This is a genomic window from Pseudomonas sp., from assembly GCF_050739775.1.
Taxonomy (GTDB): Bacteria; Pseudomonadota; Gammaproteobacteria; order Pseudomonadales; family Pseudomonadaceae; genus Aquipseudomonas.
In genome coordinates this window covers 62,325-78,512 of the sequence record NZ_JBOICA010000016.1, presented here as the reverse complement: position 1 = coordinate 78,512, position 16,188 = coordinate 62,325, and the positions used below count along the sequence as shown (strand labels likewise).

The following is a 16,188-nucleotide window of genomic DNA, read 5'->3' as shown; positions in this document are numbered from 1 at the left end:
CTGCGTGCCGGTGTGCAGAGTCTAGGAGCTCGGCCCGCCGTTGGCGATTACCCCCAATCGTTACCCCCCAGGAGTTATCGGTGCATACGCTATTCGAAGCAGCGGCCCATCATCACGGGCTGGCCAAGGTGATCGAGCAGTTGGGGCGGCCGGGGTTCTGGCACCAGACCCTGACGTTGCTGAACCAGATGCTGCCATTCGACAACGGTCTGGTGATCTTTGCCGAGAACGACTGCGCCCCCGTGGTGCTGGCCGAATTCGATCGCGGCTTCAGTGCTGCGCCATCGCCCATGCCCCTGTACCTCAGTGGCCTGTACCTGCTTGACCCCTTCAACCAGGCCATGCAAGACGGCCTGGCCGACGGGGTCTACCGCATGGAAGAGGTGGCGCCGGACGAGTTTCGCAAGAGCGACTATTTCCAGAACTACTTTCGCTCGGCCATTGGCGAGGACGAGCTACAGTTGATCCTTAACCTGGCACCGGGGCAGATGCTGGCGATTTCCCTGGGTGCCAACCAACGCTTTGAAACCGCACATCTGGGCCAGATGACGCTTTACGCGCCCTGGCTGCTGGCGCTCTTGCGTCAACACTGGCAACTGCAGAACCCGACCCAGGACAACGCTGCCCAGGTCACTCCGGTGGAGCGCGCGCTGGAGCACTTCGGCAGCGATACCCTGTCGGCCCGCGAGCTGGAAATCGCCCGCCTGGTGCTGCGTGGCAACTCCAGCAAAGCGATTGCCAAACGCCTGGCCATCTCCCAGGAAACAGTGAAAGTGCACCGCCGCAACCTGTACGCCAAGTTGGGTGTTTCGTCACAATCGGAACTGTTCAGCCTGTTTTTGCAACGGCTGACTCAACAGCAAACACAGGAGTGAATAACGCGGCGGCTACCGTTTGCACGGTCGCAACGGCACGCCGTAAGGGTGCTAGTGGTCCAGCGCGGTGAGAATCGCATGGGCCACTTTCACCCGTTCGGCATTCGGGTAGTTCTTGTTCGCCAGCAGCACGATGCCGATGCGTTTTGAGGGTACGAACAGTACGTAGGCGCCAAAGCCGTTGGTCGAACCGGTCTTGTTCAGCAGTGTGTTGTCCGCAAGCGCCTGGGCCGGTTTCAGCCAGGTTACCCGATGGGGGTCGAGGGCCATCGAGGAGGCGTTCCCCGCCAGCAACTGATCCAGGGTTACCGGGTAGCGGTACTGCTCCCAGCCCAGGCCCTGGGTCATTTCGCCCACGCGGTAATAGCCGGTCTGGGTCGTTGCCATGGCGCGCTGCAACGCTGCGCTGAGGCTTTGCGACTGCATGTTCACGTCGAGGTAGCGGAGCAGGTCGGCGGAGCTGGTTTTCAGTCCATAGGCCTCGGCATCCAGCGCTCCCGGACCGACCCGCACGGCTCGGTCATCCTTGTCGTAGCCTTGGGCATAGTCGCCCATTTGTGCTGTGGGCACCTGGACGAAGGTGTGTTGCAGGCCCAGTTGCGGGAGCAGCTGCTTTTGCATCAGGTCAGTAAATGAGGTGTCCAGACTTTTCGCGGCCAAGTAACCGAACAAGCCCAGGCTCGGGTTGGAATACAGCCGATGCGTACCGGGGGCATAGTCGGCCTTCCAATGGCGGTAGTAGTTGAGCAGGGTGGCCTGGTCCTTGACCTGCTCGGGGAACTGCAGGGGCAGGCCGCCAGCGCTGTAGGTGCCGAGGTTGAGCAGGGTGATGCCATCGAACGCGGTGCCCTTCAGTTCAGGCCAGTGCTTGCTGGCCGTATCGCTCAGCGACAGCTTGCCGTTGGCCTGGGCCAAGGCTGCGAGGGTGGCGGTGAAGGTTTTGCTCACCGAGCCGATCTCGAACAGCGTGTCGGCGCTAACGGCCTGGCCGGTCTGTTTCGACGCCACCCCGTAGTTAAAGTAATGCTGCTTACCGTTGAGGCTGATGGCTACGGCCATGCCGGGAATGGCGTGTTGTTGCATCAGCGGGCGCACTGCGGCGTTCACCGTCGACGCCAGTTGCGCCTCGGGAAGGGCGCTCGCGACGCTCTGGACGGTCGCCAGGGCAAGTGTTACAGCTGCCAGAATCCCTGGCTTGACCTTGGTTTTATGGTGCATCATCGGGCAAGGTTCCATGTGAGTGGATGGTAGTGAGCCTGGCTGCAGCAAGGACCGCCAATCTAGGCGCTTTGCCGATCCGCGACAAACGATGATATTTCGCAGCAGCCATTAGAAAAATTGTGGAGTCTGAATGATCCGGACGCATCTGCCGCTGAATTCCTTGCGGGCCTTCGAGGCCTCGGCGCGGCACCTGAGTTTCACCCGGGCAGCGATCGAGTTGTGCGTGACCCAGGCTGCCGTCAGCCATCAGGTCAAAAGCCTCGAGGCCCAGCTCAAGGTCACGCTGTTCAAGCGCCTGCCCCGCGGTCTGATGCTGACCAGCGAGGGGGAAACCCTGTTGCCAGTGCTGCGTGAATGTTTTGACCGCATCGCCCAAGCCCTGGACCGCTTCGAAGGTGGGCACTATCGGGAGGTACTCACGGTAGGCGCCGTGGGTACTTTTGCCGTCGGCTGGTTGCTGCCGCGTCTGGCGGACTTCCAGGCCCGGCACCCCTTTATCGATTTGCGCCTGTCCACCAACAACAACCGTGTGGATGTCGCCGCCGAAGGGCTGGACTACGCGATCCGTTTCGGCAGCGGCGCCTGGCACGGTATCGACGCATTGCCCTTGTTCGAAGCACCGCTGTCGCTGCTCTGTACACCGCAGATCGCTGGGCAGTTGCAGTCGCCGGCGGACGTGCTGCAACAGACCTTGCTGCGCTCCTACCGTGCCGATGAGTGGACCGAGTGGTTCATCGCCGCGGGTGTTCCTGGCACGCTACAACCCGCGCGCACGGTGATCTTCGACTCTTCGCTGGGCATGATGGAGGCCGCGCAACAAGGTGTTGGCGTAGCCCTGGCGCCGCCCTTGATGTTCGAACGGCTATTGGCCAGTGGCGCCATTCACCAGCCGTTCGCGGTCAGCATCAGCACCGGCAGCTACTGGTTGACGCGCTTGCAGTCGCGGGCCGAGACCACGGCGATGCTAGCGTTCAAGACCTGGTTGCGCAGCGCCTTGGCAGCAGGCCAGGGCCACATCGGTGACCCGAGTTTGCGCGCAATACTGTAGGGCAACGCCCGGTGGGATACAGCCCGACGATAAAAATATGTTACGTTATACCGTTTACTTCTGTCGTGAGCCCACCATGCCCTCCAGTCACCCCCGCCTGCAATCGATCGACGCCCTGCGTGGTCTGGTAATGCTGTTGATGCTACTCGACCACGTGCGCGAAACCTTCTTCCTGCACCGTCAGGTGGGTGATCCGATGGACGCCCTGAGCGTCGCGCCCGAGCTGTTTTTCACCCGTCTGCTCAGTGCCCTGTGTGCGCCCGTGTTCATCTTTCTGACCGGGCTGTCTGCCTGGCTCTACAGCCAGAAGCACAGCCGCCGTGACACCTCGTTGTTTCTGCTCAAGCGCGGGCTGTTCCTGGTGCTGCTGGAGCTGACCCTGGTCAACCTGGCCTGGAACGGAACCCTGTTGCCACAAACGCTGTGGCTGCAGGTGATCTGGTGCATCGGCATCTGCATGATTGTCCTGGCTGGCGCGCTGTATTTGCCACGCGGGGTGCTGCTGGGCCTCGGCGCCTTGATTGTGGCCGGACACAACCTGCTTGATCCGCTGGTGTTGAGCAGCAATTCACCCTGGTTTGTGCCTTGGGCGATCCTGCACCAGCGTGAGTTCATCGATCTGGGAGGACTCACCCGTGCCCGCACCACCTACCCGGTACTGCCGTGGATCGGCGTGATCCTGCTGGGTTGGGGCGTCGGCCCCTGGTTTGCCCAGAGTATGGATCCGGGACGACGGCGGAGGTTGTTGACGCGTTGGGGTGTCGGGCTGTTGCTAGCGTTCGTCGCCATCCGCTACATCAATGTCTACGGTGAGCAGCCTTGGGTAGCGACAGCTGATGCCCTGCGCACCACCATGAGTTTCCTCAGCGCACGCAAGTACCCGCCGTCGCTGATGTTCCTGCTGCCCACCCTGGGCCTGTGCCTGGTGCTGCTGGCCCTGCTGGAGCGCTATCAGATCCGTCGCTGGGTGCCCGTGCTGGCGCTGTTCGGGGCTGCGCCGATGTTCTTCTACTTGCTGCACCTGTACGTGCTCAAGGCGTTGTACCTGATTGCGGTTGCACGGTGGGGACTGAACCAGGGCGGGCACTTCGGTTTCGATCAGGTCGCGGACGTCTGGTTGTGCAGCCTGGGGTTGGCGATTGTGCTGTATTACCCGACGCGCTGGTTCGCGGCGCTGAAACAGCAACGTCGGGATATTGCCTGGCTCAAGTACTTCTGAGCCCTGTTCAATCGTGGCAGCAGTGGGGCTTGTCGGCATCGCCGCCCTCGTAGCGGTCGTGATGACGCACCCAGTCCATGGTGCCTTCTTCGTTGCGGCCCTTGGGCATCAGATCGAGGAAGTTGTAAGCGCCGATCAGGATGTCCAGGCCTCGGGCATAGCTTGAGTAGGTGTGGAAGATCGTCCCGTCGGCGTCGCGATAGAACACGCTCAAACCTGGTAGTTCGGTTTCGTTGCCTGAGTAGGGTTCGTAGTTGTACTGGCTGTTGCCGTCGTCGCTGACACTGACGCCAAACGCCCTGTTGAAGTGGCTGGCGTGGGACGAAACCCAGGGGAACTTCCAGCCCATGCGTTGCTTGAATGCCTGGAACTGGGCAAAGGGTGCCTGGGACACAGCCACCAGCGAAACATCGTGATGGGCCAGGTGCAAGTTGGCGCCATCGAAGTGGTCGGCCAGGAAGGAGCAGCCGTCGCAACCTTCACTCCAACCGTCGCCGAACATGAAGTGATAGACCAGTAGCTGGCTGCGTCCGGCGAACAGGTCGGCCAGGCCCAGATGTCCCTGGGGTCCTTCGAAGCTGTAGTGCTCATCGATCCGTACCCAGGGCAGCGCCCGCCGGGCTCTGCTGAGCTCGTCGCGCTGATGGGTCAGGGCCTTTTCATGCAGCAGCAACTGTCGGCGGGCACTGAGCCATTCGCTGCGGGAAACCACTTGCGGGCTGCGGTAGTTGTCCATGGTCACGCTCCTGCGGGGGGATGTACTGATGGTCGTCCGGGCGAGAGGGGATTCGACAGGGTTGGCTCGACAGCGGTGCCTGGCTGATGAGCGGTAATGCACAGCTGACGTGCTATGCGAGCTAATCGATTCAGCTGGCGGCTTGAACATGAACGGCACGCCGCCGGCGGCTGGCAGTCCGCAAGTGACCGCGCTCCCACCGTCCGATCAGGCCGAATCGCTGCCCGCGTTGAGCGCAATATTTACCTTCCTCGGGAACTATCTACACTAGGATTTCTCTATCATGGCATCGGCCAGCTGATGGGGGGCATTGTAAGGTGACCGCCGCCTGATTAGACTGCGCCGAATTTCGTACGCAAAGCCCTTGTTAAGGACGTATATGATCAAGAAATGCTTGTTCCCGGCAGCCGGTTACGGCACTCGCTTCCTGCCTGCTACCAAAGCCATGCCCAAGGAAATGCTGCCGGTGGTGAACAAGCCACTGATCCAGTACGGCGTTGAAGAAGCGCTGGAAGCTGGACTGAACGAGATTTCCATTGTTACCGGCCGCGGCAAGCGTGCCCTGGAAGACCACTTCGACATCAGCTATGAGCTGGAAAACCAGATCAAGGGCACCGACAAGGAAAAATACCTGGTCGGCATCCGTCGCCTGCTCGACGAGTGCTCGTTCTCCTACACCCGTCAGACTGAAATGAAAGGCCTGGGTCACGCGATCCTGACCGGCCGCCCACTGATCGGCGACGAACCTTTCGCCGTGGTGCTGGCGGACGACCTGTGCGTCAACCTTGAAGGCGACGGCGTACTCAAGCAGATGGCCAAGCTGTACAAACAGTACCGCTGCACCATTGTTGCGATCATGGAAGTCGACCCGCAGGAAACCAGCAAATACGGTGTGATCGCCGGTGACCTGATCGGCGATGACCTGTACCGTGTACGTAACATGGTCGAGAAGCCAAAACCTGAAGATGCCCCGTCGAACCTGGCGATCATCGGCCGTTACATCATGACTCCGGACATCTTCAAGCTGATCGAAGAAACCGAGCCGGGCAAGGGCGGTGAGATCCAGATCACCGACGCACTGATGAAACAGGCCCAGGATGGCTGCGTTATTGCCTACAAGTTCAAGGGCAAGCGTTTCGACTGCGGTGGCGCCGAAGGTTACATCGAAGCGACCAACTTCTGCTTCGAGAACTTCTACAAGACCGGTAAGGCTTACTAACAGCTTCAAGCGGTAAGCTACAAGCTGCAAGTAGATCGCGAACGGCTTTTACTTGTAGCCTGTAGCTTAAAACTTGCAGCTTGAGAGCATCGAGATGCCCTACGATTTTGATCTGTTCGTGATTGGTGCCGGGTCCGGCGGTGTGCGCGCTGCGCGTTTTGCCGCAGGCTTCGGTGCAAAAGTGGCGGTTGCCGAAAGCCGCTACCTGGGGGGTACCTGCGTCAACGTCGGCTGCGTGCCGAAAAAATTGCTGGTCTACGGCGCGCATTTTGCCGATGACTTCGAGCAGGCCACAGGCTTTGGCTGGTCGCTGGAAGACGCGCAGTTCGACTGGGGGCAGTTGATCGCCAACAAGAACCGCGAGATCGAGCGGCTCAATGGCATCTACCGCAACCTGCTGGTCAACAGCGGGGTGACCTTGCTTGAAGGGCACGCCAGACTGACTGGCGCCCATGAAGTGGAAGTCGATGGCCAGCGCTACAGCGCCGAGCACATCCTCATCGCCACGGGTGGCTGGCCGCAGATTCCCGACATTGCGGGCAAGGAGTTGGCGATCAGTTCCAACGAGGCGTTCTTCCTCAAGGACCTGCCCAAGCGCGTGCTGGTGGTAGGCGGTGGCTATATCGCTGTTGAGTTCGCCGGTATCTTCCAGGGCCTGGGGGCGAAAACTACGCTGCTGTACCGCGGCGATCTGTTCCTGCGCGGCTTCGACAGCGGGGTGCGCACGCACCTGAAGGAAGAGCTGGAAAAGCGCGGTATGGGCCTGCAGTTCAACAGCGACATCCAACGCATCGAGCGTCAGGACGACGGTAGCCTCAAGGCCACCCTCAAGGATGGTCGCGAATGGGTTGCCGACTGCGTGTTCTACGCCACCGGACGGCGGCCGATGCTCGACAACCTGGGCCTGGAAAACACCGGTGTGGAGCTCGATCCCCGCGGCTTCATTCGCGTCGATGACCTGTACCAGACCACTGAGCCGTCGATCCTGGCCATTGGCGATGTGATCGGCCGGGTGCAACTGACGCCGGTAGCCCTGGCCGAAGGCATGGCCGTGGTCCGGCGGTTGTTCAAGCCAGAGCTGTACCGCCCGGTGGACTACCAGAACATTCCCACGGCGGTGTTCAGCCAGCCGCCGATCGGCACCGTGGGCCTGACGCAAGAGCAGGCACTGGAACAAGGGTACAAGGTGCAGATCTTCGAAAGCCGCTTCCGGCCGATGAAGCTTACCCTGACTGAAGTCCAGGAAAAGACCCTGATGAAACTGGTGGTCGATGCCGACAGCGACCGCGTGCTGGGTTGTCATATGGTTGGCCCGGATGCCGGCGAGATCATCCAAGGCCTGGGTATCGCCCTAAAGGCCGGGGCGACCAAGCAACAGTTCGACGAAACCATCGGGGTGCATCCGACGGCGGCGGAAGAGTTCGTCACCCTGCGTACGCCGATTTCGCGTTGAGTCACGATCCTGTGGGTCTGTCTCGCAGGGGCGGTGTTTTTCCTACCTGGGCAGTATAGAAAACGGTCGTCCGGGTGGAATGCAACTGACATTCGCAGATAGGGAAAATCCAGATACTGGCTCGGCGTTGCTTGGCAGCGCCGAGTCAGGCCAAGGCCTGATTGTCCCCATCATTTCGCATTAGGATGTCAGACATGAAGTCTTCAAAAAAATCTCTTCTCGCGCTGGGTTGCAGTCTTCTCCTGAGTGCAGGCCTGGCACAAGCCAACGGTCAGATGAGTTTCAACGGTAGCGTTTTGGCGGGCACCTGCCTTGTCAATGGCGGCCAGAATAATGTGACGGTAAACATGCCGGCGGTGCAGGCCAGCCTGCTGACCAATCCCGGTCAGGTTGCGGGCAATACGCCTTTTTCTTTGCGGCTGACTAACTGCTCAGCCGGTTTGAATCGCGTGTCCACCTATTTTGAATCCGGCCCTACCGTCAACCCGCAAGGGCGGCTGATTGTTGATGCGGGTGGAAGCGATAACGTCGAGGTTCAACTGCGCAACAGCAGCAACACGCCGATGAACCTGGCAGGGGCCCAGGGCAATCAGAACTCGCAGATCGTCAACATCACCAACAGTCAGGCACTGCTCAACTACTCGGCTGAATACTATTCGTTGGGTAACACTACCCCAGGGCTGGTGAACACCCGTGTGCAGTACACCCTGATCTACCCTTGATACCTCGGGCAGCCCTTTACGGGCTGCCTTGCTCTGTTCTCTGTCGATCCAGGAAACGCCGATGAAAGGATCCTGCCTGCCGTTCTGCCGTGGGTGGCTGCTGGCTGCCTGCCTGTTTAGTGGAACGGTCAACGCCAACGTGGTCATTGCTACGACCCGGGTAATCTATCCCGCCGAGGAAGCGGAAGTCACGGTAAGCCTGAGTAACAACGGGAAGCATCCCTCGCTAGTACAAGTGTGGATCGATGATGGCCGAGCGGACGTGCCAGTGGAGCAGCTACAGGTGCCTTTCAGCCTGACACCCGCGCTGTTTCGACTCGATCCGGGCAAGGGACAGGTGTTGCGGCTGTTTCAGGGCGAACACGACTTTGCTCAAGACCGTGAGAGCCTTTACTGGCTCAACGTGCTGGACATTTCTCCCAAGGGCCAGGGTAATGCCTTGCAGTTATCCGTGCGTTCACGGATCAAGCTGCTGTATCGCCCCCAAGGTCTTGCGGGTAACGCCCAGCATGCCCCGCAAGCGTTGACTTGGCGTTTACTCAAGCACGACAACGCCTGGATGCTCGAAGCGCACAACCCCAGCCGCTACCACGTCAACCTCAGTGAACTGTCCGTGCATCTGGGGAGGCGGGAATACGAGGCAATCAGCAACCATATCGCCCCCTTGTCGACACAACTGTTTGCGGTGCAGGGCCTGGATCAGAGCAAGGAATCAATGGCTACCGTGCACTTTGCCAGTGTCAATGACTATGGTGCTGTGCTGCCTGCACAACAGCCTGCCGAGGTTGTGCGCACGCACTGAATACACTGGGATAGACTTCAATGAAAACGCTTTCTACCGGCCGCCAGCGGCTGCCGGTTCGGGTACTGCTGTGCGTTGGAATAGGGCTGGCGGGTGGTTGTGCTCAGGCTGCCGCAGTGGAATTCGATGCCAGGTTTTTGCAGGGAGAAAGCGGACCTGCTGCTGATGTCAGCCGTTTCCAGCATGCCGACGCGGTACCCGAAGGCGATCAGATCCTGGATGTGGTGATCAATGAGGACTGGAGTGGACGTTGGTCGGTGCCCTTGCGTCGGCAAGGCGACGACCTGCAGGCCAGCCCTTGTTACACCGACGCTTTGCTCCAGGCCCTGGCAATTGATGGGGCACAACTTGCGGCGTCCATACGCGAACAGCTACAGCGCGCAGATAGCTGCCTGCCGTTGTCGGCGCTGGAGCTTGAAGCCAGCGAGCAACTGGACTTCTCCGGGCTGCGGCTAACGCTGCAGGTGGCCCAGCAGGCATTGTTGCACACCCCACGCGATTATCTGCCACCGGAACAATGGGACAGTGGCACGAGCGTGGCCTTCATCGATTATCGCCTCAACCTGTTCAGCCAACAGAATCGAACCGATGGCCAGCGTTGGAACCAGTCGTATCTGGGGCTGCGCAGCGGCGTCAACAGCGGCGCCTGGTATTGGCGCCATGAAGGCAATCTACAAGCTGGGGAAGGCATCGAGCGGCGCTACCAGCCCGTGGCCACCTATGTGCAGCGCGATGTCGCAGCGTGGAAGGCACAATTGACACTGGGTGAGGCCTACAGCCGTGGTGAGGTGTTCGACAGCATCGCCTATCTGGGCTTGGGGCTTGGCAGCGACGAGCGCATGTTGCCAGCTTCGCAGCGCGGTTTTGCCCCGGCGGTCAGTGGCGTTGCCTACAGCGCGGCGTTGCTGACCATACGCCAGCGTGGGGTGGTGGTGCATGAGTCGACCGTGCAACCCGGCCCGTTTGAAATCAGCGACCTGTATGCCAACGGTTTCAGCGATGACCTGGAAGTGACCATAAGGGAGGCCGATGGTAACCAGCGTACGTTTACCGTGCCTTATCAGGCGGCGCCCCTGGCGTTGCGTCCGGGCGCCAGTCGCTTTGATTTCAGCCTCGGGCGCTGGCGCGACGGCCTGGGTGACACCGGGCCGGAGCATGCCCAGGGCAGTTGGCAACAGGGCGTGAGCAATCGTTTGAGCCTCCATGCTGGCCTGCTCGGTGCCGATGGCTACCAGTCTGCTGCATTGGGGGCGACCGTGAGCAGTCGCCTGGGGGCTGTGGCACTGACGGTACTCCAGTCACGTGCAGAGCTGACCCAGCAAGGACAATCCAGCGGTCAGGCGCTGCGCCTGAACTGGCGTCAGGTGGTGGCGTCGTCGATGACTGACCTGAGCGCCAGTCTGACCAGCAGTCGTCTGGGCTACTTAGGCTTCAACGACTTTGCCCACGCGCAGCACGATGCCGGACGCGATCTGCATGGTCAGCAGCGTGCACGCCTGCGTGCAAGTCTTGCAGTCAGTCAGGGCCTGGGCGAGCAGGGTGGCCGCTTGAGCCTGCAGACCACGCGTACGCAACGTTGGGGGCAGGAGGGAAGTGATCTGAGCTACTCGCTCGGCTACTTCCACCGCTATGGCTTGCTGGGCTATGGCATCACTGCCAGTCGTGAGCAGTACTCATCGACGGGACGGCGCAACCAGTTCGGCTTGACCTTGAGTTTGCCGTTCGGTGAAACCCGGCGCAGTTCGTTGAGCAGTACCCTGAACAGCGATGGCAAGGGGCAGAGTACGACCAGCACTCGGCTCAGTACATCGGCCGGTGAATATGGTGAGTGGGGTTACGGCCTGGGACTTGCCACGGGGCATGACGATCAACGCGACACTGCCGGCCTTGACGCCAATCTGCTGTACAGCGGGCCGGTCGCTGAAGTGAACGCTTCGTTAGCCAACCACAGCGACTATCGTCAAGCTTCATTGGGCTTTCGCGGGGCGCTTGTCGGCCATGCGGGAGGGCTTACAGGCGCGCAGTCGCTTGGCGAGAGCTTTGCCATTGTGCATGCGCCGGGTGCGGCGCACGCACGGCTCAAACAGACGCCGCAGGTGCGGCTTGATACGCGTGGCTATGGCGTACTGCCGCAGTTGACGCCTTACAGCCTCAATACCGTGGAGCTGGACCCTAAAGGCACCTCGCAGGATGTCGAGCTGCAGATCAGTAGCCAGCAAGTCGTGCCGCGCGCAGGTGCTGCGTCGTTGCTGTACTACCCAACCCGCAGCGGACGCAGTGCTTTGATCGACGCGCGGCTGGCCGATGGCGGTGCCTTGCCGTTCGGTGCCCAGGTGCTGGATGAGTCCGGTCATGAGTTGGGTATGGTCGGCCAGGGTAGCCGTTTGCATGTGCGGGGCGTCAACGACCAGGGGCGATTGCAGGTGCGTTGGGGTGAAAGCGCGCAGCAACAGTGCTTCCTGAGCTATCGGCTGGCCGGCGTCAAGGCGATTGGCAGTGCACCGACGCTGTTCGCGGCTACCTGCGAGCCCCCCCGTGCCGATCCGTTGGAGGCGTTGTTATGAGGGTTCAAGCTATGCGCCCCGGCGCTTATAGCCAAAACCAATCAGCAACATGAGCTTTAGCAATGAGCATTGAGCGAATGTATTAGCTACGATTCTCCCATCAGATTTTTCAACCCCCTGAAGGAGAGTCACTCATGCCTATCATCAACAGCCAGGTAAAACCGTTCAAAGCCACTGCTTACCACCAGGGCAAGTTCGTCGAAGTGTCTGAAGCCGACCTCAAGGGTAAATGGTCCGTCGTATTCTTCTACCCGGCCGACTTCACTTTCGTCTGCCCGACCGAGCTGGGCGACCTGGCCGACAACTACGCCGAGTTCAAAGATCTGGGTGTAGAAATCTACGGCGTGTCCACCGACACCCACTTCACCCACAAAGCCTGGCACGACACTTCGGAGACCATCGGCAAGATCCAGTACCCGCTGATCGGTGACCCGACCCACGTCATCTCGCGCAACTTCGACGTGCTGATCGAAGAAGCCGGTATCGCAGACCGTGGCACCTTCGTGATCAACCCAGAAGGGCAGATCAAGATCGTTGAACTGAACGACGGTGGTGTTGGCCGTGACGCCAGCGAACTGCTGCGCAAGATCAAGGCTGCCCAGTATGTCGCTGCCCACCCGGGCGAAGTCTGCCCGGCCAAGTGGAAAGAAGGCGAAGCCACGCTGGCGCCATCGCTGGACCTGGTCGGCAAGATCTAAGACCGTGAGCCAGCCGAGGGCGGTGGCTTACCGCACCTGACGTTGTCACCGCCCCGCAAAACGCCCGGGCGCTTTCGCCCGGGCGTTGTTATTTCTACCGTTTGAAAAAGGAATCGCCCGTATGTTGGACGCCACGCTTAAAACTCAGTTGAAAACCTACCTGGAGCGGGTCACTCAGCCGATCGAGATCGTTGCTTCCCTCGATGACGGCGCGAAATCCCACGAATTGCGCGACCTGCTGGTGGAAATTGCCAGCCTGTCCACTTTGATTACCTTGCGTGAGGACGGCAGCGACGCCCGTCGCCCATCGTTCTCGCTCAACCGCCCGGGAGGCGACATCAGCCTGCGCTTTGCCGGTATCCCCATGGGCCACGAATTCACCTCGCTGGTGCTCGCCTTGCTACAGGTTGGCGGTCATCCGTCCAAGGCCAGTGTGGAAGTGATCGAGCAGATCAGCGCGCTCAAAGGTGAGTTCAACTTTGAAACCTACTTCTCGCTGTCGTGCCAGAATTGCCCGGACGTGGTCCAGGCGTTGAACCTGATGGCGGTGCTCAACTCCAACGTGCGCCATGTCGCTATCGACGGCGCGCTGTTCCAGGCCGAGGTCGAATCGCGCAAAGTCATGGCGGTGCCGAGCGTCTACCTCAATGGCGAGGTCTTTGGCCAGGGCCGCATGGGCCTGGAAGAAATCCTCAGCAAGCTGGATACCAGCGCTGGCGAGCGCCAGGCTGAGAAGATCAACGCCAAAGATGCCTTCGATGTACTGGTAGTCGGCGGTGGCCCGGCCGGCGCTGCAGCGGCGATCTACGCTGCGCGTAAAGGCATTCGTACCGGTGTGGCGGCTGAACGTTTTGGCGGTCAGGTGCTCGACACCATGGCCATCGAGAACTTCATCTCGGTACAGGAGACCGAAGGCCCGAAACTGGCCATGGCCCTGGAAGAGCACGTCAAACAGTACGACGTCGACATCATGAATTTGCAACGCGGTGAAGCGCTGATTCCGGCCACTGACGGCGGCCTGCACGAAGTGCGCCTGGCCAGTGGTGCTTCGCTCAAGGCCAAGACCGTGATCCTGGCCACCGGTGCGCGCTGGCGCGAAATGAACGTGCCGGGTGAAAAAGAGTACCGCAGCCGTGGCGTTGCCTACTGCCCGCACTGCGATGGCCCGCTGTTCAAGGGCAAGCGTGTGGCAGTAATCGGTGGTGGTAACTCAGGCGTCGAAGCGGCCATTGACCTGGCTGGTATCGTTGCTCAGGTAACGCTGATCGAGTTCGACAGCCAGTTGCGTGCCGACGCGGTGCTGCAACGCAAGCTGCACAGTCTGCCGAACGTGAAAGTGATCACCAGTGCGCTGACCACCGAAGTGCTCGGTGACGGTGAGAAGGTCAATGGCCTGCGCTACAAGGATCACAACAGTGATGAGTTGCGTGACATCGTGCTGGAAGGGATCTTCGTGCAGATCGGCCTGTTGCCCAACACCGACTGGCTCAAAGGTACGCTCGAGCTGTCGCCGCGTGGCGAGATCATTGTCGATGCCCGTGGCCAAACCAACCTGCCAGGCGTGTTTGCCGCAGGCGACGTGACCACTGTGCCGTACAAGCAGATCGTGATTGCGGTGGGCGAAGGGGCCAAGGCTTCACTGGCGGCTTTTGATCACCTGATCCGCACCTCAGCACCGGCCTGACGCACCACTTCGCGGGGCAAGCCAGCTCCTACCATACAAGCGGGCTTGCCCCGCGATTGCATGCTCAAGCCGAACGCTCCCCGACACAGGCACGCCGGTATTCCCCCGGCGTCACCCCATAAGCTTGCTTGAACTGCCGGTTCAGGTGGCTCTGATCAGAAAAGCCCAACGCAAAGGCCACGTTGAACGGCAGGCAGTCGCTTTTCAGCAGTTCCCGCGCTCGGCTCAGGCGCCGTTGCTTGAGCCAGGCATGCGGTGGCAGACCGGTAGCCTGGCGAAAAACGCGGGCGAAGTGAAACGGCGAGAGGTTGACCGATTCGGCCAGTTCTTGCAGTGAGGGCGGGTAGGCCAGGCGACTGTCCATCAGCTCCTTGGCCCGGGCCACGGCACAAGGTTCGTTGCCCGGTTGACGGACGCTGGCCACGCCACCGACACGGGCATGGCGCTGCACCAGCAACAACACCGCTTCGCGCCAGGCAGTCTGTTGCTCCAGCGCACTGGCGCCGTGTTCCGCCGAGCAGTGCAACCAGCTGAACGCCTTGGCCAGTTGCGGGTCGTGCAGAACGCTGGCCTCGAAGCTGGGCAGGCCGTCGCGTTTGAGTTCCAGTTCGTCCAGTACCCCGGTGATGCGCTCGCTGTCCGGGTAGAAGCCGCGGTAGCGCCAGCCTTGTTCGTGGGCCTTGGCCCCGGTGTGTAGTTCATCAGGGTTGATCAGCACCATGCTGCCCACTGGCGCCAGGTGCTCGCTGCCGCGATGCCAGAAGCGTTGGGCACCGGACTCGATGATGGTGATCACATAGCCTTCATGCACATGAGGGGCAAAGCGTTGCTGGAAATACCGGGCGTGCAGCAACTCGATATCGCCAAGCGCTGGCGCTTGCCAGAAGCGGGTCTGTTCCTGCGGCGCAAGGTTCATGGAGTGCCGTTCAACCACCAGCGAAAGACAAAGAAGAAAGCCATGCTCACCAGCATGCTGATCAAGGTGTTGCGGGCCAACAGCACCAGCACCACCGCCACCACAGAGCCAAGCAGGTAGGGATTGGCCAGGCTCAGGTCGAGTTGATGGCCGGGCAGGAAGATGATCGGCCCGCAAATCGCCGTGAGCATGCCCGGTACGGCAAAACCGAGAAACTGTCGGGCGTTGGAACTCAGACGCAGCGGCAGACGCGGTTCGAGAAACGCGTAACGGTTGAGGAATACCAGCAAGCCCATACCGATAATCAAGGCAAAGATCATGAGCGTGCTCCGCTGAATTTCTGGCAGATGAAGCCGGTGCTCATGCCCAGCAGACCGGCCGCCACCAGGCCGGTTTCCCAGTGCCAGAAGCTGAACAGCACCGAACTGAACAGCGACACCGCGACGCAGACCACGGTGGGCAGGTTGCGCACCAGTGGTGCGATCAGGGCGACAAAGGTGGCGACGATGGAAAAATCCAGGCCCAGTTGGTCCAGGTGCGGGATGTTCTGGCCGAGGATGATGCCGGCCAGGGTGAACAGGTTCCAGGCAATATAGAATGTCAGGCCCACCCCCAGGGCGTACCAGCGGTTGAACTGCTGCTGGTCATACTGGCTGGTCAGGGCGAAGAACTCGTCGGTGAGCAAAAAACCCAGGCCCAGCCGCCAGCGGGTTGGCAGCCCCGACAGTACCGGTCGCATCGACAGACCATACAGCAAGTGTTGAGAGGTCAGCAGCAAGGTAGTCAACAGGATCGAGAACAGGTTGGCCCCACCCTTGATCATGCCAATTGCCACAAGCTGGGCGGCGCCCGCAAAAACGATGGCCGACAGGCCCTGGCCTTCCCAAGGGGTGAGGTCGGCTTCGATGGCCATGGAGCCGGCCAGCAGACCCCAAGGGGCAACGGCCAGGGACAACGGCAGAATGGCAATGGCACCCTGGATAAAGGCTTGGCGGGCGAACGGCGGATTGGACATGGACGTCTGCGACAAC

Annotated in this window: 15 protein-coding genes; 10 read left to right on the top strand and 5 right to left on the bottom strand. The window is 60.7% G+C overall.

Translation table 11 applies throughout. From position 1 onward, the window contains the following. Positions 1-80 precede the first annotated feature (80 nt). Positions 81-875 (top strand): helix-turn-helix transcriptional regulator, encoded by a 795-nt coding sequence (locus ACRESH_RS10685; RefSeq protein ID WP_431741955.1) that lies wholly within the window; start codon positions 81-83, stop codon positions 873-875. A gap of 51 nt (positions 876-926) precedes the next feature. Here the strand turns inward: ACRESH_RS10685 and ampC are convergent, their stop codons facing one another. Then, positions 927-2,093 (bottom strand): class C beta-lactamase, encoded by a 1,167-nt coding sequence (ampC, locus tag ACRESH_RS10680; RefSeq protein WP_431741980.1) that lies wholly within the window; start codon positions 2,091-2,093, stop codon positions 927-929. A gap of 133 nt (positions 2,094-2,226) precedes the next feature. Here ampC and ACRESH_RS10675 point away from each other — a divergent pair, with 133 nt between their 5' ends. Both ACRESH_RS10675 and ACRESH_RS10670 read left to right on the top strand, forming a co-directional pair. Then, positions 2,227-3,144 carry a LysR family transcriptional regulator gene (locus tag ACRESH_RS10675; protein ID WP_431741954.1) on the top strand — a complete coding sequence of 306 codons (918 nt, stop codon included), beginning with the start codon at positions 2,227-2,229 and terminating at the stop codon, positions 3,142-3,144. Between the two features lie 76 nt (positions 3,145-3,220). Beyond that, entirely contained in the window at positions 3,221-4,363 is a 1,143-nt protein-coding gene (locus tag ACRESH_RS10670; protein ID WP_431741953.1) for a DUF1624 domain-containing protein, read from the top strand. 7 nt (positions 4,364-4,370) lie between these two features. Here the strand turns inward: ACRESH_RS10670 and ACRESH_RS10665 are convergent, their stop codons facing one another. Beyond that, the gene (locus tag ACRESH_RS10665; protein ID WP_431741952.1) at positions 4,371-5,099 is read right to left on the bottom strand and encodes a DUF899 domain-containing protein; all 729 of its coding nucleotides are present in this window, start codon (positions 5,097-5,099) and stop codon (positions 4,371-4,373) included. A gap of 379 nt (positions 5,100-5,478) precedes the next feature. Here ACRESH_RS10665 and galU point away from each other — a divergent pair, with 379 nt between their 5' ends. The 7 genes from galU to ahpF all read left to right on the top strand — a co-directional run bounded on the left by galU (position 5,479) and on the right by ahpF (position 14,241). After that, a complete protein-coding gene (galU, locus tag ACRESH_RS10660) occupies positions 5,479-6,318 on the top strand; it encodes a UTP--glucose-1-phosphate uridylyltransferase GalU (RefSeq protein ID WP_431741951.1) in 840 nt (279 codons plus the stop codon). 94 nt (positions 6,319-6,412) lie between these two features. Next, complete coding sequence (gene gorA / locus ACRESH_RS10655; RefSeq protein ID WP_431741950.1) at positions 6,413-7,771, top strand: glutathione-disulfide reductase; 1,359 nt, start codon at positions 6,413-6,415, stop codon at positions 7,769-7,771. Positions 7,772-7,965: 194 nt separating this feature from the next. Next, complete coding sequence (locus ACRESH_RS10650) at positions 7,966-8,493, top strand: fimbrial protein (RefSeq protein ID WP_431741949.1); 528 nt, start codon at positions 7,966-7,968, stop codon at positions 8,491-8,493. Positions 8,494-8,554: 61 nt separating this feature from the next. Then, positions 8,555-9,295, top strand: coding sequence for a fimbrial biogenesis chaperone (locus ACRESH_RS10645; RefSeq protein ID WP_431741948.1), 741 nt, complete (start codon positions 8,555-8,557; stop codon positions 9,293-9,295). A 20-nt stretch (positions 9,296-9,315) separates the two neighbouring features. Next, positions 9,316-11,859 (top strand): fimbria/pilus outer membrane usher protein, encoded by a 2,544-nt coding sequence (locus tag ACRESH_RS10640; RefSeq protein WP_431741947.1) that lies wholly within the window; start codon positions 9,316-9,318, stop codon positions 11,857-11,859. A 134-nt stretch (positions 11,860-11,993) separates the two neighbouring features. Next, positions 11,994-12,557, top strand: a complete 564-nt coding sequence (ahpC, locus tag ACRESH_RS10635; protein WP_136476852.1) for an alkyl hydroperoxide reductase subunit C — start codon at positions 11,994-11,996, stop codon at positions 12,555-12,557. Positions 12,558-12,678: 121 nt separating this feature from the next. Continuing rightward, positions 12,679-14,241, top strand: coding sequence for an alkyl hydroperoxide reductase subunit F (ahpF, locus tag ACRESH_RS10630; protein WP_431741946.1), 1,563 nt, complete (start codon positions 12,679-12,681; stop codon positions 14,239-14,241). A 64-nt stretch (positions 14,242-14,305) separates the two neighbouring features. On the opposite strand, the gene ACRESH_RS10625 is transcribed toward ahpF, so the two are convergent. The 3 genes from ACRESH_RS10625 to ACRESH_RS10615 are packed head-to-tail and all read right to left on the bottom strand — an operon-like array spanning position 14,306 to position 16,172. After that, positions 14,306-15,157, bottom strand: a complete 852-nt coding sequence (locus tag ACRESH_RS10625) for an AraC family ligand binding domain-containing protein (protein WP_431741945.1) — start codon at positions 15,155-15,157, stop codon at positions 14,306-14,308. Continuing rightward, positions 15,154-15,477 carry an AzlD domain-containing protein gene (locus tag ACRESH_RS10620; RefSeq protein ID WP_431741944.1) on the bottom strand — a complete coding sequence of 108 codons (324 nt, stop codon included), beginning with the start codon at positions 15,475-15,477 and terminating at the stop codon, positions 15,154-15,156. The genes ACRESH_RS10625 and ACRESH_RS10620 overlap by 4 nt, the downstream gene beginning before the upstream one ends. Then, positions 15,474-16,172, bottom strand: a complete 699-nt coding sequence (locus ACRESH_RS10615; protein WP_431741943.1) for an AzlC family ABC transporter permease — start codon at positions 16,170-16,172, stop codon at positions 15,474-15,476. Before ACRESH_RS10615 ends, ACRESH_RS10620 begins: the two co-directional genes overlap by 4 nt. Positions 16,173-16,188 lie beyond the last annotated feature (16 nt).